At 61.6% G+C, this 18,346-nt stretch carries 18 protein-coding genes and 1 pseudogene; 5 read left to right on the plus strand and 14 right to left on the minus strand.

Going from position 1 to position 18,346, the window contains the following annotated elements:
• The 5 genes from pdeM to X744_RS162175 all read right to left on the minus strand — a co-directional run bounded on the left by pdeM (nt 1) and on the right by X744_RS162175 (nt 5,995).
• Nucleotides 1-717 carry a ligase-associated DNA damage response endonuclease PdeM gene (pdeM, locus tag X744_RS162195; protein ID WP_023758076.1) on the minus strand — a complete coding sequence of 239 codons (717 nt, stop codon included), beginning with the start codon at nt 715-717 and terminating at the stop codon, nt 1-3.
• A complete protein-coding gene (locus X744_RS162190) occupies nt 714-3,263 on the minus strand; it encodes a ligase-associated DNA damage response DEXH box helicase (RefSeq protein ID WP_023758077.1) in 2,550 nt (849 codons plus the stop codon). Before X744_RS162190 ends, pdeM begins: the two co-directional genes overlap by 4 nt.
• 67 nt (nt 3,264-3,330) lie before the next feature.
• A complete protein-coding gene (locus X744_RS162185; RefSeq protein WP_084025239.1) occupies nt 3,331-4,224 on the minus strand; it encodes an NlpC/P60 family protein in 894 nt (297 codons plus the stop codon).
• The gene (locus tag X744_RS162180) at nt 4,208-4,558 is read right to left on the minus strand and encodes a MarR family winged helix-turn-helix transcriptional regulator (RefSeq protein WP_023758079.1); all 351 of its coding nucleotides are present in this window, start codon (nt 4,556-4,558) and stop codon (nt 4,208-4,210) included. The genes X744_RS162185 and X744_RS162180 overlap by 17 nt, the downstream gene beginning before the upstream one ends.
• A 72-nt stretch (nt 4,559-4,630) precedes the next feature.
• Nucleotides 4,631-5,995, minus strand: coding sequence for a leucyl aminopeptidase family protein (locus X744_RS162175; protein ID WP_023758080.1), 1,365 nt, complete (start codon nt 5,993-5,995; stop codon nt 4,631-4,633).
• Nucleotides 5,996-6,123: 128 nt separating this feature from the next.
• Here X744_RS162175 and X744_RS162170 point away from each other — a divergent pair, with 128 nt between their 5' ends.
• The gene (locus tag X744_RS162170) at nt 6,124-6,945 is read left to right on the plus strand and encodes a tetratricopeptide repeat protein (RefSeq protein ID WP_023758081.1); all 822 of its coding nucleotides are present in this window, start codon (nt 6,124-6,126) and stop codon (nt 6,943-6,945) included.
• A gap of 89 nt (nt 6,946-7,034) precedes the next feature.
• Here X744_RS162170 and X744_RS162165 read toward each other — a convergent pair whose 3' ends face one another.
• From X744_RS162165 to X744_RS162125, 9 genes are all read right to left on the minus strand, one after another.
• On the minus strand, nt 7,035-8,054 hold the full coding sequence (locus X744_RS162165; protein WP_023758082.1) for a type II secretion system F family protein: 1,020 nt from the start codon (nt 8,052-8,054) through the stop codon (nt 7,035-7,037).
• Nucleotides 8,055-8,063: 9 nt separating this feature from the next.
• The gene (locus X744_RS162160; protein ID WP_023758083.1) at nt 8,064-9,077 is read right to left on the minus strand and encodes a type II secretion system F family protein; all 1,014 of its coding nucleotides are present in this window, start codon (nt 9,075-9,077) and stop codon (nt 8,064-8,066) included.
• A gap of 29 nt (nt 9,078-9,106) precedes the next feature.
• On the minus strand, nt 9,107-10,609 hold the full coding sequence (locus X744_RS162155) for a CpaF family protein (protein ID WP_023758084.1): 1,503 nt from the start codon (nt 10,607-10,609) through the stop codon (nt 9,107-9,109).
• Nucleotides 10,610-10,638: 29 nt separating this feature from the next.
• A complete protein-coding gene (locus tag X744_RS162150) occupies nt 10,639-11,928 on the minus strand; it encodes a CpaE family protein (protein WP_032907103.1) in 1,290 nt (429 codons plus the stop codon).
• Between the two features lie 38 nt (nt 11,929-11,966).
• A complete protein-coding gene (locus X744_RS162145; RefSeq protein ID WP_023758086.1) occupies nt 11,967-12,704 on the minus strand; it encodes a CpaD family pilus assembly protein in 738 nt (245 codons plus the stop codon).
• Nucleotides 12,705-12,718: 14 nt separating this feature from the next.
• Nucleotides 12,719-14,239 carry a type II and III secretion system protein family protein gene (locus X744_RS162140; RefSeq protein ID WP_023758087.1) on the minus strand — a complete coding sequence of 507 codons (1,521 nt, stop codon included), beginning with the start codon at nt 14,237-14,239 and terminating at the stop codon, nt 12,719-12,721.
• Nucleotides 14,236-15,048 (minus strand): Flp pilus assembly protein CpaB, encoded by an 813-nt coding sequence (cpaB, locus tag X744_RS162135; RefSeq protein ID WP_023758088.1) that lies wholly within the window; start codon nt 15,046-15,048, stop codon nt 14,236-14,238. Before cpaB ends, X744_RS162140 begins: the two co-directional genes overlap by 4 nt.
• Before the next feature lie 211 nt (nt 15,049-15,259).
• Entirely contained in the window at nt 15,260-15,778 is a 519-nt protein-coding gene (locus X744_RS162130; protein ID WP_023758089.1) for a prepilin peptidase, read from the minus strand.
• Nucleotides 15,779-15,954: 176 nt separating this feature from the next.
• Complete coding sequence (locus X744_RS162125; RefSeq protein WP_023758090.1) at nt 15,955-16,137, minus strand: Flp family type IVb pilin; 183 nt, start codon at nt 16,135-16,137, stop codon at nt 15,955-15,957.
• A 333-nt stretch (nt 16,138-16,470) separates the two neighbouring features.
• On the opposite strand from X744_RS162125, the gene X744_RS162120 reads away from it, so the two are divergent.
• The 4 genes and pseudogenes from X744_RS162120 (at nt 16,471) to X744_RS162110 (ending at nt 18,277) form a co-directional block, all read left to right on the plus strand.
• On the plus strand, nt 16,471-16,893 hold the full coding sequence (locus X744_RS162120; RefSeq protein WP_023758091.1) for a pilus assembly protein N-terminal domain-containing protein: 423 nt from the start codon (nt 16,471-16,473) through the stop codon (nt 16,891-16,893).
• A 144-nt stretch (nt 16,894-17,037) separates the two neighbouring features.
• A pseudogene (locus tag X744_RS1000000176195) lies at nt 17,038-17,181 on the plus strand (pilus assembly protein); the annotation flags it as partial.
• Nucleotides 17,182-17,211: 30 nt separating this feature from the next.
• Nucleotides 17,212-17,613, plus strand: a complete 402-nt coding sequence (locus X744_RS162115) for a pilus assembly protein (protein ID WP_348626150.1) — start codon at nt 17,212-17,214, stop codon at nt 17,611-17,613.
• Nucleotides 17,614-17,659: 46 nt separating this feature from the next.
• Entirely contained in the window at nt 17,660-18,277 is a 618-nt protein-coding gene (locus tag X744_RS162110; RefSeq protein ID WP_023758093.1) for a TadE/TadG family type IV pilus assembly protein, read from the plus strand.
• Nucleotides 18,278-18,346: the final 69 nt, after the last annotated feature.

Here is an 18,346-nt window from a genome sequence, read left to right on the forward strand (position 1 = left end):
TCAGCCAGGCCTCAGCATTGAGCGGGATATCGCAAAAATGCGGTCCACGCCGAGCATGTAGGCCATCAGAGTATCCAGCCGGAACAGCCCGGCATAGGCGCGGTCGAGCACGTTAAGGGAGCCGGTATAGGCGCCGAATGCCGGCATGATCATGCGGCCCCCGTCGCCGGCAAAGCAGCGCCGCCGCACCGAGCGGCCCTGCTGCACGATGCGGGCGCATGGATGTAGATGTCCTGCTATTTCGCCCTCGACGCGTACCTTCGAAGGCTCATGCCGAAACAGCAGCGAGCCAATGGCGAGTTCGCGCACCGTTTCGCCCGGCAGGTCGGCGGGCGCTTCCGGATCGTGATTGCCGGCAACCCAGAACCAGTCGCGGCCTGACATCAGTGCCTCCAGCCGCTCGCGAAAGCTCGCATGCATGCGTCCGGCGCCGCCGCCATCGTGAAAACTATCGCCCAGGCTGATGACCATGGATGGCTGATAGTCAGCGATCACGGCCTGCAGTCTCAGCAAGGTTGCACCGGTGTCGTAAGGCGGAATCAGCGTGCCGCGCCTTGCCAGCGACGAACCCTTTTCCAGATGCAGGTCGGACACGGCCAGAAGCCTGAACTCGGGAAAATAGAGCACACCGCGCGGATCGCAGACGGCGCGCTCGCCGGCGATGCCGACAAGGTCGGCCTCGCCGATCAGCGATGTGCGCGCCAGCGAAAAATTCATTCCTCGACCATCCCCGGCCCCATTGCCTCCTCGACCAATGTCGCCGCATCCATAAGCAGCGTTTCATCAGCCTCGCCGTTCACCGGCATCTTGCCGATCTCAAGCATGATCGGCACGGCAAGCGGCGAAATCTGTTCAAGCGCCTTATGCACGATTCGACCCTGGATGCGCGAGAGCATGTCGGCAAGTCTGCTGACATCGAGCAGACCGGTCGCCGCATCCGCACGTGTCGCCTGCAGCAGGATGTGGTCCGGCTCATGGCTGCGCAGCACATCGTAAATGAGATCGGTCGACACGGTGACCTGGCGGCCGCTCTTTTCCTGCCCCGGATGGCGTTTTTCGATCAATCCCGAAATCAGCGCGCAGTTGCGGAAGGTGCGCTTGAGAAGCCAGCTGTCGGCCAGCCAGGCTTCGAGGTCGTCGCCAAGCATGTCCTGGTCGAAAAGTGCACTGAGCGAAGGCTTCCGAGCTTTGAACATCGTGCCCATGTCGCCCAGTGACCATATCGCCAGTGCATAGTCGGTGGCGACAAAGCCGAGCGGCCTGGCTCCCGTCCTGTCGAGGCGGCGGGTGAGCAGCATGCCGAGCGTCTGGTGCGCTAGCCTGCCCTCGAACGGGTAGGCCACGAGATAATGGCGATTGCCTCGTGGAAAGGTCTCGATCAGCAGGTCATTGCGTTTGGGCAGCACCGATTTGTCGGCCTGGAACCGCAGCCAGTCGGCGACCTGCTCGGGCAGCTTCTTCCAGCGCTGCGGGTCGTCCAGCATGATGCGGACCTGTTCGGCGAGATAGGTCGAAAGCGGGAACTTGCCGCCGCCATAATAGGGCACCTTGGCATCGCTGCCCGGCGCGTTCGACACGAAGCATTCATTCTCGCGAATGCCTTCGAAGCGCAGCACCTTGCCGGCAAACATGAACGTGTCGCCGTGCGTCAGCGTTTCGAGGAAGGCTTCCTCGATCTTGCCGAGAACCCGGCCGCCGCGCGAAGCCGCGCCTTTGCTGCCGGCCTTGATGTAACGCACGTTGAGGGCCGGCACCTCGATGATGGTGCCGACATTCAGCCTGTATTGCTGGGCAACGCGCGGATTGGACACGCGCCACAACCCATCCTTGTTCAGCCGGATGCGGGCATAGCGCTCATAATTCTTCAGCGCATAGCCGCCGGTGGCGACGAAATCTACGACACGATCGAATGTCGACCGATCGAGGCTGACATAGGGCGCGGCTGTTCGCACTTCCTCGAACAGATCATCGGCACGGAATGGCGCGCCGCAGGCGCAGCCCAGCACATGCTGGGCCAGCACATCGAGGCCGCCATCGATCAGCGGCGGCGTGTCCTGCGCGCCGAGATAATTGGCATCGAGGGCGGCCCGGCACTCCAGCACCTCGAAACGATTGGCCGGGATCAGGATCGCCTTGGACGGCTCGTCCATGCGGTGGTTGGCACGGCCGATGCGCTGCGCCAGCCGGCTCGCCCCTTTCGGCGCGCCGACATGCACGACCAGGTCGACATCGCCCCAATCGATGCCGAGATCGAGCGTCGAGGTGGCGACGATGGCACGCAGCGCATTCTCGCCCATCGCCTTCTCGACGCGCCGGCGCTGGGCAACGTCGAGCGAGCCGTGATGCAACGCAATCGGCAAGGTATCCTCATTGACCCGCCACAATTCCTGGAACAGCAGCTCCGCCTGGCTGCGGGTGTTGACGAACAACAGGGTGGTCTTGTGGCGCTTGATCTCGCGGTAAATCTCCGGCGTGGCGTAGCGCGCCGAATGCCCTGCCCACGGCACGCGCTCTTCCGAATCGAGGATGGAGATCTCCGGCTTCGCACCGCCCGTGACGACGATCAATTCGGCCATCCCCGGGCTTGTCGACTCTTTGGGTGGATTCTGGCTGACCAGCCAGCGCCGCAACTCGTCCGGCTCGGCCACCGTCGCCGACAGCCCGATCGTCTGCAGGCCAGGGACAAAGCTGCGCAACCGCGCCAGCCCGAGCGCCAGCAGATGTCCGCGTTTCGACGTCACCAGTGAATGCAATTCGTCGAGCACGACGTAGCGCAGGTCCTCAAAGAAGCGCCTTGCATCGCCTGCTGCGATCAGCAGCGCCAGTTGCTCGGGCGTGGTCAGCAGAATATCGGGCGGCACCAGTTTCTGGCGCTGGCGCTTGTGCCCGGGGGTGTCGCCGGTGCGCGTCTCGATGGTGACGGGCAGCCCGATCTCCTCCACCGGCTTGCCGAGGTTGCGCTCGATATCGACGGCAAGCGCCTTCAGTGGCGAGATATAGAGCGTGTGGATGCCGCGATGCGCCTGGCCCGGCTTTCGCCTTGGCCGGTTCGCAAGTTCAGTCAGCGAGGGCAGGAACCCGGCCAGCGTCTTGCCGGCGCCGGTCGGGGCGATCAGCAGGACCGACTGCCCGGCCTGGACCATCGCCAGGAGTTCGATCTGATGGGCGCGCGGCGACCAGCCTTTCTCGCCAAACCATCGGATGAATGGTTCTGGCAGGACTACGGTGGCATTCTGTTCGGCAAGGCGCGGCTGCTCTGTCACGTGCCAGAGTTAGCGCGACGGCAGTCAATCGCCAAGAAGAATCGGAACAAAAGGGGATCGTTCGTTCCTACGGCCGCCGAAACCCCGTCGGGCCGCCATAGAGGTAGCCGATGCGGGCGACGGCGTCGCGCAGTCCCTCACGCGACACCAGCATGGTGTGGCCGTTGGCGTGGATCATGGTGTCGGCATCGGTCATAACGGCGACATGGCCCTTCCAAAACGCCAGGTCGCCGCGCCGCAACCCTGAGAAATCAGGTCCCGGTTCCAGCGGCTCGCCGAGCGTCGCCGCCTGCATGTCGGTATCGCGCAGCACGTTCCTGCCGGCCATGCGCATCGCCAGTTGCACCAGGCCCGAACAATCGATGCCGAAGCCGGAAGTGCCGCCCCAGAGATAGGGTGTGCCGAGAAACATCTCAGCCACCGAAGCATAATCGGTGGCCACTTCACCGAGAGGCCGCAGATGACCTGCGATGACCGCCTCGCCGGAGGGCAGGACGGCATAGTGGGTGCCGCGCGTCTCGGCGGCGCCCGTCACCGCTACCGTCGATCCCATCGACAATCGTCCTGAGATCGGAAACCGCAGATCGGGTCCAGGATAGAGAAAAGTGCGTGGTGCCGAGACGATGTGCGTGGGCGCATGTGCCCGCCCGCCCAGCATGGTATCGGCGACATAGCCGACATAGCCGTCACGTTCCGCCTGGACCCATGCCCAGCCCTCAGCGACCTCGAAGACGAGGACATCGTCACCGAACAGGGCTTGCGTGTTGACACCGGCATCCGGCCGCGGCGCCTTGCGGATATCGGCCACGGCTGCAGTGATCCGCGCCGGCCGACCGGCAACGAAGCGGTCTGCGGCGACTTCGCCCTTCAGCCGAGCATCGGCAAGGTCGGAACGGAAAGCGTGAAGGCGGGCATCCCTGGCAGTCAAATCGGCAACTCTGAAATTAGATGGGTAACTCATGGGCCTTGGCGATGATATCATCGCCGAAGCGCTCGACAAAGAGAGCGCCCTCGACCGTGCGTCTGATCAGCACATTTCGCTTGTCGAGTTCGTCGCGATGGCGCGATACCAGTTTCAATGCGCCCATCGTGTCAAGCGCGCGCGTAATCACCGGCTTGGTGACGTTGAGGCGGGCAGCTAGCCCACGCACGGTATGTGGCGGCGGGTCGAGATAGATTGTGAACAGGATCGCGGTCTGGCGCATGGTCAGATCGGGTGCATCGTTGCGCACTTGCGACAGCATCACTTGCTGCCACAGTCGCAAGGCCTGGCTCGGGCGCATCGCAATCGACATCGCGCCAGCATGACGGCAAATTGTTTCGGTTCCGTTTCAGTTTCCGTAATTTGCCCGCTCTGCCTAACTCTATCAGCCAAAGCGCTTCGAGATGATCCGCTCAAGCGCGCGGATGCCTTGTGCCTCGCCGCCAGCAGGACCATGCGGGCGGTCAGCAGGGTTCCAGGCGAAGATGTCGAAATGCGCCCAGGCCACAGTCTTTTCGACAAAGCGCTTCAGGAATAGTGCCGCCGTGATCGAGCCGGCAAAACCGTCCGTGGTGACATTGTTGATGTCGGCGATCTTCGACGACAGTTTTGAATCGTAAGGCCGCCATAATGGCATCCGCCACAGCGGATCCTCGACCGCAACAGAAGCCGCCGCGAGGTCGAATGCGAGCGTTTCGTCGCCGGTATAGAATGGTGGCAGGTCGGGACCGAGCGCGACACGGGCAGCCCCGGTCAGTGTCGCCATGTCGACCAGAAGCTGCGGCTCCTCCTCGTCGGCCAGCGCCAGCGCATCGGCGAGCACCAGCCGCCCCTCGGCGTCCGTGTTGCCGATCTCGACTGACATGCCCTTGCGGCTCGTCAGCACGTCGCCGGGCCGGAAGGCGTTGCCGGCAATCGAATTCTCGACCGCCGGAATGAGCACGCGCAGCCGCACATTCAGCCCGGCAGCCATGATCATCGAGGCCAGGCCAAGCACGTTGGCGGCACCGCCCATGTCCTTCTTCATCAAAAGCATGCCGGACGACGGCTTGATGTCGAGACCGCCAGTATCGAAACAGACACCCTTGCCGACCAGCGTCACCTTCGGCGCGCCTTGCTGCCCCCAACGCATGTCGATCAGGCGCGGCGCGGCGGTCGACGCGCGGCCGACGGCGTGGATCATCGGGAAGTTCTGATCGAGAAGATCGTCGCCCTTGACCACCGAGACTCCGGCCTTGTGCCTGTCGGCAAGGGTCCGCACCGCCTTCTCCAGGTCTTCCGGGCCCATATCGCTGGTCGGCGTGTTGACCAGATCGCGGGCCAGGAAAACGCCATCGACAATACGGCGAACCCGCCCGGTATCGACGCCGGCCGGCAGGCCGAAGCGCAGCGCCTTGCCAGGCTTCTTGCCATAGCGGGTGAAGACATAGCCGCCGAGCACCAGCGCGGTTGCCGCAAGTTCCGGCTCGGCCGGCGTCGAGGCGAAATGCCAGTCGCCTTCCGGCAAGGCTTTCGACAATGCGCCGAGCGCGAGCGCGCCTTCGCCATCGCCGATACCGAAGAGGGCGCCGCCGAGCGCTCCTTTTTCGCCAGGCACGACCAGCGTCCTGCCTGCCTCGCCGGAAAAGCCATTGGCTCTTGCCCAGGCGACAGCCGCTGGCGCAAGACCGGCTGCGTCCAGACCGTCGCTGGCGACCAGATGGACCGGCAATGTGCCCGGCAGCTTCTTCTCGACGAGTTCGACAGGCATTCGATGGTCTCCGTGCGGCGGGCGCCCCGAGTCGGCGTTCTTAACTGTCCGTTAGGGTTAACAGAATATTTCTGCGAGAGGGAAGACGGCCACGCAATGGCCGCGCATGAATGGAGGCTTAGGTAGCCATGCCGACCAACAGCACGATCAACGCCAGGGGAAAGCGGCTCATCACCACGGCCTTTGCGCTGGCGCTCGCGGCGGGCGTCGCCGGTTGCGGAACCGACAAGCTCTCCACCGGCTCGATCGGGCGCACCGGAGGCAAACCGTTGGAACTCATGTCGGCCGGAGAACTGCACAATGCCACCGGCGCCCTTGGCCAATCCTACGCCAGGAACCCCAACGACAAGCGGATAGCGACCAATTATGCGGCGGCACTGCAGATGGATGGTGACGCCGACCAGTCGCTCGCCGTGATGCGCAAGCTGGCGATCGCTCTGCCGAAGGATCGTGACGTGCTTGCCGCCTATGGCAAGGCGCTGGCGGCCAACGGCCAGTTCGAGGCGGCGCTTGACGCCGTACGCCGCGCTCAGACACCGGAATATCCCGACTGGAGGCTGGTGTCGGCCGAAGCGGCCATTCTCGACCAGACCGGCCAGAAGGATAATGCGCGCCAGCTTTACCGCAAGGCGCTCGAACTCAAGCCGAACGAGCCTTCGGTGCTCTCCAACCTTGGCATGTCCTATGTGCTGGAAGGGGACCTGCGCACCGCCGAAACCTATATGCGCTCGGCCGCGCAGCAGCCCAATGCGGACAGCCGGGTCCGCCAGAACCTGGCGCTGGTCGTCGGGCTGCAAGGCCGTTTCGACGAGGCCGAGAAGATCGCCTCACAGGAACTCTCGCCTGAGCAGGCGCAGGCCAACGTCGCCTATCTCAGGCAGATGCTGGCACAGCAGAATGCCTGGAGCCAGCTCAAGGATCAGGACAAGTCAAAGTCCGCGACTAACTGAAACAACAATCCGCAAGGAAGTTGAATGAAAAAGGCCGCGCTGCATCCAGCGCGGCTTTTTCACATGTCGTACAGGGATTTGCCGCGCTGCTACTGAGATGCTGCCGGCGCCGGATGATCTCCGAAGATGCCGCGCTGACTGACCTGAATGCCGGCGGGGCCCAGAATGATGGCGAAAAGCACAGGCAGGAAAAACAGGATCATCGGCACGGTGAGCTTTGGCGGCAAGGCGGCGGCCTTCTTCTCGGCCGCATTCATGCGCATGTCGCGACTTTCGGCGGCAAGCACGCGTAGCGCATGCGCCACCGGCGTGCCGTAACGCTCGGCCTGGACGAGTGCCTGCGACACCGACTTGACCGAATCCAGTCCGGTGCGACTTGCCAGGTTCTCGTAGGCCTGCTTGCGCTCCGGCAGATAGGAAAGCTCGGCATTGGTGAGGATGAATTCTTCCGCCAGCGGCACCGATTGCGCGCCGATCTCATCGGCGACCTTGCGCAGCGCTGCTTCCACCGACATGCCCGATTCGACGCAGATCAGCATCAGATCGAGCCCATCCGGCCATGCCATCTGGATTGACTGCTTGCGCTTGGTGGCACGGTTGTTGACATAGACGACCGGTGCGTAGAAGCCGCCATACGCAACGAGGATACAGACGAACAGCCGGATGACCAATGGCTTGTCGGGCAACGCCCCGAGCACGAAGATGTAGATTGTGGCCAGCGCAAAGCCGACAAAAGGAAGTACCAGACGGAAGAAAAGAAACCGCGTCAGCGGATTCTGGCCCCGAAACCCGGCCACTTTAAGTTTCTGCAACGTGCCCTCGTCGGCGAGCGCGCGCCTCAGATCCAGCCGGTCGACAATGTTGCGCATGCCAACAGACTGTTCCTCGCGCAGGCCCTTGCGACGGCGATCCGCCTCGACGGCAAGCCGGGCGCGCTGTTTGGCACGCAATTCGTCGCGTTCCAGCGCAACGGTTTTCATGCGTGACTTGAGCTGGTTTCCGCCAAACGCCGGCAGCAAAGTGAAGACGGTCGCAAACACCGCTATTCCGACCAGTAGCGCGATCAGGAAGCTTGGATCCGTCAGGGTTTTGACAACTTGCTCGGTCATGCCAGCATCCTAGACTTCGAAGTTCATCATCTTGCGCATCACCAGGATGCCGATCGACATCCAGACCCCAGCGCAACCAAGGATCAGATTTCCGACGCTGGTGGTGAAAAGCGGCATCAGGTAGGCCGGGCTCGACAGGTAGACGAGAAAGGCGACGATGAAGGGCAGCGCACCGATGATCGCGGCGGACGCCTTTGCTTCCATCGACAGCGCCTGCACCTTGGCCTTCATCTTCTTGCGATCGCGAAGCACGCGCGAAAGATTGCCCAGCGCCTCGGAGAGATTGCCACCGGCCTGCGACTGAATCTGGATGACGATGCCGAAGAAACCCGCCTCCGTGCAAGGCATGGTTTCGGGCATGCGCAAGGTTGCGTCGGGGATCGAGAGGCCCATCTGCTGTGAATCGACGATGCGACGAAACTCGGCCTTTACAGGCTCGGGCGATTCGTTGGCGATCAGGCGCACGGCATCGTTCAGCGGCAGGCCGGATTTGACCGCGCGCACGATGATGTCGAGCGCGTTTGGAAATTCGTTGAGGAATGCCTTGACCCGACGCGCGCGACGAAACGAGACGAACCAGCGCGGCAGGCCGAGCGCCCCGGCCAGCAGCACGCCAGGCAAGGCGAGCTTCGGCGCTCCGGCCACAAAGGCGGCCATGGTCAAAACGAGGCCGCATACGGCGGAATATACATAGAAGCGCTCTACCGTGGTCTTCAGGCCGGCCTGGCGGAGTTGGACCTTCAGCGGCGGTTTCTTGACGGCGCTGTCCTTGGTTCTCTGCTTTGCGTCGAGCTCGTTGAGTGAATCCTGAACCGACTTGCGCCGCTTGGTGGCTTCCGCCGCGCGATCGCGCGAGGCCTTGACGACCGAGCGATCCGTCTCGGCGGTCCTGATCGTTTCGAGCCGCTTGCCGACCTGTTTCTCGTTGCTGATCCGAGTGAACAGAAATGCATAGGCGACGGCGCCGGCGCTGAAGCCGGCGAGTACGACAAACGCCAGTACTGTGCCGTCAAATCCAAACATTGGCTCGAACCCTTACGCCCCAAGATGCGTCAGTCAGCGCGTTTCTCCATCGCCTCGAGCGCAATGGCGAGGCGCTGCTCCTCGCCATAGTAGCGGGCACGGTCCCAGAAGTGCGGACGACCGATGCCGGTCGATACATGTTCTCCCAGCAGCCTGCCATTGGCGTCCTCGCCCTTGATGTTGTAGAGGACGATATCCTGAGTAATGATGACGTCGCCCTCCATCCCGATCACCTCGGTGATGTGGGTGATGCGGCGCGATCCGTCGCGCAGGCGTGCCGCCTGGATGATCACATCGATGGAGCCGACGACGATTTCGCGCACTGTCTTCTGCGGCAGTGAATAGCCGCCCATGGCGATCATGGATTCGATACGGTTCAGGCATTCGCGCGGGCTGTTCGAGTGGATCGTTCCCATCGAGCCGTCATGGCCGGTATTCATCGCCTGCAGAAGGTCGAACACTTCGGGTCCGCGCACTTCGCCGACGATGATGCGCTCGGGCCGCATGCGCAGGCAGTTCTTGACCAGGTCGCGCATCGTCACTTCACCCTCGCCCTCCAGATTGGGCGGGCGGGTTTCAAGGCGCACGACGTGCGGCTGCTGCAATTGCAGCTCGGCCGAGTCCTCGCAGGTGATAACGCGCTCCTCGCGGTCGATATAGTTGGTCAGGCAGTTTAGCAGCGTCGTCTTGCCCGAGCCGGTACCGCCCGAGATGACGATGTTGCAGCGAACACGACTGATGATCTTGAGAACTTCGGCGCCCTGCGGCGAGATCGCGCCGAATTTGACCAGCTGATCGAGCGTCAGCTTGTCTTTCTTGAATTTGCGGATGGTGAGCGTGGCACCGTCGATGGAGAGCGGCGGCGCGATGACGTTGACGCGTGAGCCGTCGGGAAGCCGGGCGTCGCAGATCGGGCTGGACTCGTCGACACGACGGCCAACCTGGCTGACAATGCGCTGGCAGATGTTGAGGAGTTGCTGGTTGTCACGGAAGCGAATGCCGGTCTGCTCGACCTTGCCGTTGACTTCGATGTAGACGTTCCTGGAGCCATTGACCATGATGTCGGCGATGTCGTCGCGGGCGAGCAGCGGCTCGAGCGGCCCATAGCCGAGCACATCGTTGCAGATGTCCTCGAGCAGTTCCTCCTGCTCGGCGATCGTCATCGCGAAATTCTTGATCGCGATGATGTCGTTGACGATATCGCGGATTTCCTCGCGCGCGCTTTCAGGATCAAGCTTGGAAAGCTGCGACAGGTCGATGGTGTCGATAAGCGCGGAGAAGACCTGGCTCTTGGTGTCGTAATAAGTCTCGCTCTTTTCGCGCTGTGCCCGCTTCGGCTCAGGCGCCAATGGCGGCGCCTCGACCGCACGGCGCGCCGGCGGCGCGACAGGTGAGCTTGGCGCAGCCGCAGGCCTGGCCAGAACCGCCGTGTCCGTGGAACTTGCAGCCGGCGGCGCAACAGGCGCTGGTGCTGGCGGGCGAAATTCCGGCGTGAACCGGTTGCCGTCGTCGCTACCTCTTTTACCAAACATGATCGACTACCGATTCCACTGCAGAAGCGTCACTTCTTGTTGCGCGAAAGCTTGCCGAGCAAATTGCCGAGCCCGGCCTTCTTCTTGGCCTTGATTTCGCTGCGCCCGGTCAGCACATGCGCCATTTCGTTGATCATTGCGACAACCGGGTTCTTGGCATCCATTTCGCCGAGCATGCGTCCGTTGTTGGCGGCATTGCCGAACAGCAACGGATCAAAAGCAATGACCGACATTGCCGACAGGCCGAGCGGCTCGGCGAAATCGGACGGCGAAATCTCCGGGCGCTTCGGGACGCCGGCCTGGTTGATGATCAGCTTCGGCGGCGGATCGTTGGGACGAAGCCGCTTCAGCATGTCGACGAGGTTCTTGGTGTTGCGCAGATTGGCCAGTTCCGGCGTCGCCGTGATGACGATCTCATCGGCCTTGATCAGGGTGTTCTTGGTCCAGCCCGTCCAGACATGGGGAACATCGAGAACCAAAAGCGGCACGCTGCGCTGAGCGGTGTCAACGAGCTGCGTGAAGGCCTCGGGATCGAAATCATAGACTCGATCGAGTGTCGAAGGCGCTGCCAGCAGCGACAAATGCTCGGCGCATTGAGTCAGCAGCCGGTCAAGATAGACTTCATCGATACGCTCCGGCGAAAACACCGCCTCGGCGATGCCTTGCGCCGGATCCTGGTCGAAGTTGATGTTGGCCGTGCCGAAAGCCAGATCGAGATCGGCAACGACCACTTCGGATTTGAACAGGGTCGACATCGCCCAGGCGATATTATGGGCAATCGTCGAGGAGCCGACACCACCCTTGGCGCCAACAAAGGCGATCGAGCGGCCGAGCGGCTCGGCTTCCGGATCGATGAAGATCGACGATATCACGCTGACGATGTCGGCCATCGACACCGGCGCGATCACATATTCGGAAATGCCGTTGCGGATGAGTTCGCGGTAGAGGCCGACATCATTGTAATGACCGATCACCACCACCTTCGAGGTCGGATCGCAATATTCCGAAAGCTGGGCGAGTTGCTCCAGCAATTGCTTCGGTTCGCTGCGCGATTCCAGCAGGATCAGGTTGGGCGTCGGCGCCGATTGGTAGAATTCTATTGCGGTGGGGACGCCGCCCATATGGACCTTGAGATGCGCCTTCGTCATGCGGCGGTCCTCGCCGGCGCGCTCGACCGGATTGGCAACGCCCTCGGTCTCGCAGAATGCCTGGATCGAGATGCGCGGGATCGGCCGCAATGCCTGCATCGCGGCAATATCCTGCTGCGAGGTATCGCTGCCATCCACCGGGGCATCGTAGGCAAGGTTGCTCATCGTCATGCTCTTTTCCGTGGCCTGTTCAATCCGAGACTGGCGGCTCAGTACGTCACTTCCGAATTACCGAGGAACTCGTCCGAAATGCCTCTTGCACGATAGGCATCGATCACCGCGCCGCGATTTTCAGCATCGATTGTGGAGGGCTTGCGCGGGCCGAGCAGATCGGCCGGATTGGCCATCTGGGCGGCGAGATTATTCTGATAGGAGCAGCCGAAATCGGCATAGTGCTTGTTTTCCGACGTATCGACGAGGTCGTCGGGCCAGCGTCCGCATTTGTCGGTCTGGGCTCTCACCGAGATATAGGAGATGCGAACCGGGGCGGATGTCTCGCTCGAGCCGGCCTGATAGGAGACCACGACGATGCGATTGCGCTTGATGCCACTGGCGACTGCGAGCCTGGCGAAATCACGGCCGGCCGCCGTCGCGGCAACCTCGTTGGCCGAGCCGCTCGGAACCTGGATCGTCAGCGTCGGGGCGGCGCTCTTGTCATAGCCGTCGAGAAAGCCAAGAAGCGTATCGCGCTGCGAGCCGGTCATGCCGCGGTCACCGGCCCCGACAGGCAGGTCGATCTTCTGGTTCTTCTCCGCGATCACGATTGGATGGTTCGTGCGATAGTCATCCGGGATGGCGCCGACCGTGATGCTGTCGCGATGGGCGCAGCCGGCGAGCAGCGCCGCCATTGCAACCGCCACGACCGGAACGGCTCGCCGGCTGACCTGCGAACTGCCAAAGCGCATCCTTGTGGCGATGGTGCTTGCCTTCAATGCTGACTGAGACATGTCCGCTTCCCCGCTTACTTGTAGATGAAGCCGACGACGCCGTGGTAGCGGCCGTTGGGCTTGTCGGTCTGCATGGTGCCGTAGACGCGATTGACGCGGCCGAGGAACATGGCGGCGCCGTCGCTGGCGGCGTTGAAATTGTCGTCTGGCTTGGCAAGGTCGTTGCGTGCGACCGGTTTCACCAGATAGGGCGTGATGATGATGACGAGTTCGGTCTCGTTGCGCACGAAATCCCTGCTGCGGAAGAGCGCGCCGAGCACCGGGATTTTTGTCAACCCGGGCAAGCCGTTGACGGCTTGCCTGACATCGTCGCGAACCAGGCCGGCGATCATCATGGAGCCACCAGATGGCAGTTCCACCGTGGTGTCGGCGAGACGCTTGCGAAGCGAAAGGGCGTTCATGCCGGCGCTCGTCACGCCTTCGGACAACGATACGGATCCCTCGGTTGTTGGTTCGGAAACGGAGGTTCGGACTTTCAGGCTTATGCGGCCGGGAGACAACACCACCGGCTGGAATTCCAGGCCGATGCCGTACTCGATCTTTTCGACAGTGTAGGTCTTCAACCCAGTCTGGTTGTCGGTGGATACCTTCTGGTCGACGTTTGACACCATGTTGTATTCACCACCGACCTTGAAGGTCGCCTTCTCGCCGGAAACCGCGGTCAGGGTCGGCTCCGCCAAGGTCTTCATGACCCCGGACTGCTCCATGGCGTTGACATAAGCCTGCAGCCCCGACGCGCCGATCTGAAAGCCCGAGTTCGACAGCTGCTTGCCGAGACCCATGAAATTATCGCTGATCGCGCCGTAGCTGATGCCGTTGCTGCCACCGCTGCCGACCATGTTGACGCCGAGCTGCTTCATCACCGAACGGCTGACTTCGGCCACCGTCACCTTCAGCGTGACCTGATCGTCGCCGATGATCTGGAGCAGGTTCACGATCTTGCTGGTGCGGCGCTCCTGGTCCGGATTGTTGATGTCGACACCGCTCTGGGCCGAACCGCCGGCCGCCGTCTGCGAATATTGGCCCGTCGTCGCTTCACCGCCCGAAACGAAGATCGTCGCCAGGTCGACCGCGCGTTTTGCGTCCAGCGGCGTATCGACCGTTCCGGTCAGGACGACGTTGTCATTGAGCAGTTCCACCTTGATGGCCGACGTTGGGAGGAAGCGCCTGATATAATCCTCAAGGCCGGCAACGTCGCGTTCGACGGCCAGATCCAGACTGACGATCTGCTCGCCATTCGGGCCAAAGACAAAGATGTTCGTCTCGCCGACTGCTTTGCCGAACAAGTAGATGCGCCTTGCGGTGCGGGTCACCGCATCGGCCACCGCCGGGTTGGCGACGAGAATGTCATAGGCATCGCTCGGCAAATCGATGACCACCGACTTGTTGAGACCGAGCTTGACGCGCTGGGTGGCCGTCGATGCCGTGACCTGAGCGTTCTTTGCCTCGACAACGCTGCCTTGCACATTCGTTCCGGCGAGCAGCAGGCCGAATGCCGCGGCTACAATTGCCGGCAGTTTACCACTTAGCCTCATTTCCTTGCCCCTACCTCGGAAACTTCGCCCGACTTGATCAGCCTCACCGTTCCCCTGCGGCCATTGCCGGAAACGAGATAGTCGGCCTCACCCAGATTCTTTTCCTGCGTGTCCGCGACTGCCCGCAGTGCCAGGGTCAAGCGATCGGCCATTTGTTGGGCGACAGTGATGATCTCTGCCTGCTTGGGCGTCAGTTCCAGCGTGGCCGTCTGGCCCACCCTGGTTTTCTTGCCTTCCTCATCCTCCTGAATGGTCTGGTCGATGGCCAGGACGCGGATGTTCTTGAGGATGGTCTCGGTGTTGAAACCGGCGCCAGCGGCGCTGGCATCGGCCCTGCGGGTCATGATGACATCGACGAAATCGTTCGGAAGAATGAAGCCGCCGGCCGACGTGTCGGCCGAGATAGCCGTGGCGACCGCCCGCATGCCGGAAGGCAGGATCGACGACATGAAGCTCTGCCCCTCGCCGATCAGCTTGGAACGCCGCAGAGGCTCTCCGGCATACATCGCCACACGGGCAACGGAACTCTTCAGCTTCTCCAACGCCTCGGGCTCGGCGGCGCGGGTGATGAAATTCGCATTGACGCCGTCGGCGGGCCAGGATTGCCAGGCGATGTTGCTTTCGATCGGGCTGCCCATCGGAACGTCGCCCGAAAGCACAAGCACATCCTGCAGAGCCACCGCAGGGGCCTGAGGGCCGGATTCGACGACGACCTGGGGCGGCGGTGCCACCATGTTTTTCGCGACATAGCCCGCACCACCCGCCGCGGCCACCGCCACGCTCAGAATTATCAATCGCGATGCTGGCATCTGTCCGAACCCTTGCCCTGGCAAACCACGTAGCCAAGCCGGACTTTGCAGCGGCAATCGTCAAAACAAGGTTAATGTAATGCTTACGATCGTGATTAATTTAAGGTTTACATAAATTAGCCGGATCGCGCCCTGACCGGCCAAAATGGCCGGGCCGGCCCTGTTTCGAGCCGGTTGCGGCAACGCAGGCAGGTAATAAAAAAAATCGTGCTCAGGCCGCCAGCCTTGTGAGCGCCCATACCATCAAGGGCGAATCCGGATAGGTCAGCAACCCGCCAAGGCCTAGCGCGACGCCGTAGGGAACGCCCTTTGCCTCGTCGGCGAAATGGCGCAGAAACGGATTCTGGCCGGTAACGGTCGCAAGCAACGACTTCCGGTAGATGATGATCGCGAGCGTCAGCAGGCCGCCGATGATTGTCGAGGCCACAAGATACTCGACGAGATTGACGTTGAGACCCATCCACATCGCGGTGGCTGCCAGAAGCTTGGCGTCGCCGCCGCCCATCCCGCCCATCGCAAACAAGCCAAACGTCACTGCAAGGACCAGGGCGCCGGCGGCGAAATGTCCGCCATAGGCCGCCCAGTCCATACCCGTCAGAGGCGCAACCAGCGCGAACACAACGACGAGCAGCACCGGCACGCGATTGGCGATCGTCATCGACAGCATGTCGGAGATCGCGGCAAACAGCATGCAGAACGGAAAGACGACGAAGATCAGGGCTTCAAGCATCGGCGCTATGCCTATTGTCCGAAATCACGGGCCTCAATCTAGGCATGTTCGATTAACGATTGATGAGGCCCGGAACGAAAAGACGACTAATGTTGATTGGCAGCGGCATGGAAAAAGGGCCGCCACGTGGCAGCCCTTTTCCAGAACGCAATCCAAGTGCTCGGCGACAAGGCCGATCAGCTGCCGCTCGGCGCGGTGTTCAAGGTGGTTCCGATGGCGGTGAACTTAGCGTTGAGCGAATTGCCGAGCGCGCCGGCGCCAGTGATGATGGCGAGCGCGATGAGAGCGGCGATCAGACCATATTCGATAGCGGTCGCGCCGGATTCGTCCTTCACAAAACGTGCGATGAGATTAGACATTCGAGAGCTCCTACTCCACGTGTTACAGCACTTCCGTCAACTTCTGTGATGGTCGATCGGATGCTGCCAATCTAGGGAGAAGCTCTTTCGATCGGCTTAATAAACAGCCTTACCGATTCCTTTCCCGGTTCGAACATATTGCGTGGTTAACTTCGGGCTAAAGTGCCGCCGAACCTTCCAGTCCAGGATTTGGCAGCCTTGCGGCCCGACCCGGACCATGCCTCGGGGGACCCTTGCCGACCATGACACCATTGGCAGCACCGTATGCTTAACCGTTGGTTCACCAATCTCGTTCATGTTCCGTTGATCAGTCTGCTTGCGTGGAGCGCCTCAATGGCCCAGCCGAGATCGTCAATCGTGATTGCCGCGCTTCTTGCCGCCACAACCTTCGTCGCGCCAGTCATGGCCGGCGCCGGCATCGAGGTCACGATGAACCAGGCCAAGATCGTCAAACTGTCGCGCCCCGCCGACACAATAGTGGTCGGCAACCCGGCAATCGCCGACGCTTCCGTGCAGGATGCCTCGACGATCGTGCTGACCGGCAAAGGCTTCGGCGTCACCAATCTGGTCGTGCTCGATGCGGATGGCAGCCCAATCGTCGACGAGCAGGTTACCGTCATGCGGCAGGCTGCCTCATCTGTGCGTATCTATAGGCGCGCCGAAATCCAGACAATGTCCTGCACGCCCTATTGCGAAAGCTCCTACAAGAGCGATGCGGAGAAGTCCTCCGAAGCTGAAATGAGTGTCAGTCATTAGGATGGTGCAGCTGAATGCCGTTCAGGTTATCGGCTGGTTAAGAAGCCAACGCTGACTTTAACGATCATCCAAACCGGACTTCAATCGGTTCGCGCTAATGCTCCTTCCGAGACCGCAAAGACACCGGCAGGATCAGACATGAGCATGGAATTCGGCTCCGCAGGCGAACACAAGGCGAGACGCCCAGCGTTTTTCGGCCGTTTTTTTCGCGACCGGCGCGGCGCCACGGCAATCGAATTCGCAATCCTTTCAGTCCCGTTCGCGCTGCTTGTCTTTGCCATTCTGGAAAGCTGCATCTCGTTCGCCAGCCAGGAAGTGATGGCCAACATCACCGATGATGTCGCGCGCCAATTGCGCACTGGCCAGTTGAAGGCGGCCGACGTCACCAAAGACAGTTTGACGACCACGATCTGCACAAAACTGGAGATCATGGTATCGCAGGATTGTCCCAATCAGCTGCTGGTGGATCTCCGTCAATATGCGACATTTGCAGACGCGGCCTTGGCCGGCTTCAAGATCAAGGACAACGACGTCAAGCTGACGAACGGCACCGCCGAGCAGGACTTTGTCGTTACGGGGGGGGCGGCGGGGTCGCGGAACATGCTTCGGGTCTTTTACAAATGGCCTATTATGACCGACCTGTTGGCGCAGTCGATGGGCGGCAACAAGACGCTGCATTTCGCATCGGTAACCTGGCAGAACGAGCCGTTCGACAACTGAGTTCGAGGCGGATGCACGAGCAGCAAGAAGAAAAAAGGCAATGGGCATGATGCGTGCGGGGGCACATCTTGGGATTACGGGAATTTGGCGGAAAGCAAGTCGATTCTGGTCCGATCGCCGCGGCATCGCGGCAGTCGAATTCGCCTTGATCATGCCTATTCTGCTGATCATGTATTTCCTGACAATGGAGGCGTCACAGGCCATCGAGACCAGCAAGAAGGTCAGTCGTATCGGCAGCATGGTGGCCGATCTCGTCACCCAGCAGACAAGCGTCCTCAAGGCCGACATCGACGGCATCATGAAGATCGGCTCCGTCACCCTTCAACCCTACAACCGCTCGAACCCGAGCATCACCATAACGGCAATACAGGTCTCGGCCGACGGGACGAAGGCATCGGTGGTATGGTCACGCAAGTTGGTCGCAGGCGTCGCCGGCCCCGGCGCCGCCGCGACCACGGAGACCACGGTTCCAGCATCGCTCAAGGTCGCCAACACCTTCCTCATCCGCGCCGAAAGCAATCTTGGCTACATCCCGGTCATCGCCTGGACGGCGAGCGACCAGCAAAAGCTCGGATTGACCTCGGCTTTCAGCAACATAACGATGGGCGAAACCTATTATCTGCGTCCCCGCAGAAGCGTGGCGGTTACTTGCAGCGACTGTTGAACCATGACGGCCAGGCAGTTTGCAGAACCGCTCCGGCTCTTAATCCACCGCGATTGCAGGTGAGAAGCC

Source organism: Mesorhizobium sp. LNHC252B00 (genome assembly GCF_000502955.1).
Taxonomy (GTDB): domain Bacteria; phylum Pseudomonadota; class Alphaproteobacteria; order Rhizobiales; family Rhizobiaceae; genus Mesorhizobium.

Excerpts from the sequence above, each read along its gene's own strand:
- pdeM (WP_023758076.1), bottom strand. The coding sequence starts at position 717 with ATGAATTTTTCGCTGGCGCGCACATCGCTGATCGGCGAGGCCGACCTT.
- X744_RS162185 (WP_084025239.1), bottom strand. The coding sequence starts at position 4,224 with ATGAGTTACCCATCTAATTTCAGAGTTGCCGATTTGACTGCCAGGGAT.
- X744_RS162180 (WP_023758079.1), bottom strand. The coding sequence starts at position 4,558 with ATGTCGATTGCGATGCGCCCGAGCCAGGCCTTGCGACTGTGGCAGCAA.
- X744_RS162175 (WP_023758080.1), bottom strand. The coding sequence starts at position 5,995 with ATGCCTGTCGAACTCGTCGAGAAGAAGCTGCCGGGCACATTGCCGGTC.
- X744_RS162170 (WP_023758081.1), top strand. The coding sequence starts at position 6,124 with ATGCCGACCAACAGCACGATCAACGCCAGGGGAAAGCGGCTCATCACC.
- X744_RS162165 (WP_023758082.1), bottom strand. The coding sequence starts at position 8,054 with ATGACCGAGCAAGTTGTCAAAACCCTGACGGATCCAAGCTTCCTGATC.
- X744_RS162160 (WP_023758083.1), bottom strand. The coding sequence starts at position 9,077 with ATGTTTGGATTTGACGGCACAGTACTGGCGTTTGTCGTACTCGCCGGC.
- X744_RS162155 (WP_023758084.1), bottom strand. The coding sequence starts at position 10,609 with ATGTTTGGTAAAAGAGGTAGCGACGACGGCAACCGGTTCACGCCGGAA.
- X744_RS162150 (WP_032907103.1), bottom strand. The coding sequence starts at position 11,928 with ATGACGATGAGCAACCTTGCCTACGATGCCCCGGTGGATGGCAGCGAT.
- X744_RS162145 (WP_023758086.1), bottom strand. The coding sequence starts at position 12,704 with ATGTCTCAGTCAGCATTGAAGGCAAGCACCATCGCCACAAGGATGCGC.
- X744_RS162140 (WP_023758087.1), bottom strand. The coding sequence starts at position 14,239 with ATGAGGCTAAGTGGTAAACTGCCGGCAATTGTAGCCGCGGCATTCGGC.
- cpaB (WP_023758088.1), bottom strand. The coding sequence starts at position 15,048 with ATGCCAGCATCGCGATTGATAATTCTGAGCGTGGCGGTGGCCGCGGCG.
- X744_RS162130 (WP_023758089.1), bottom strand. The coding sequence starts at position 15,778 with ATGCTTGAAGCCCTGATCTTCGTCGTCTTTCCGTTCTGCATGCTGTTT.
- X744_RS162125 (WP_023758090.1), bottom strand. The coding sequence starts at position 16,137 with ATGTCTAATCTCATCGCACGTTTTGTGAAGGACGAATCCGGCGCGACC.
- X744_RS162120 (WP_023758091.1), top strand. The coding sequence starts at position 16,471 with ATGGCCCAGCCGAGATCGTCAATCGTGATTGCCGCGCTTCTTGCCGCC.
- X744_RS162115 (WP_348626150.1), top strand. The coding sequence starts at position 17,212 with ATGGCCAACATCACCGATGATGTCGCGCGCCAATTGCGCACTGGCCAG.
- X744_RS162110 (WP_023758093.1), top strand. The coding sequence starts at position 17,660 with ATGATGCGTGCGGGGGCACATCTTGGGATTACGGGAATTTGGCGGAAA.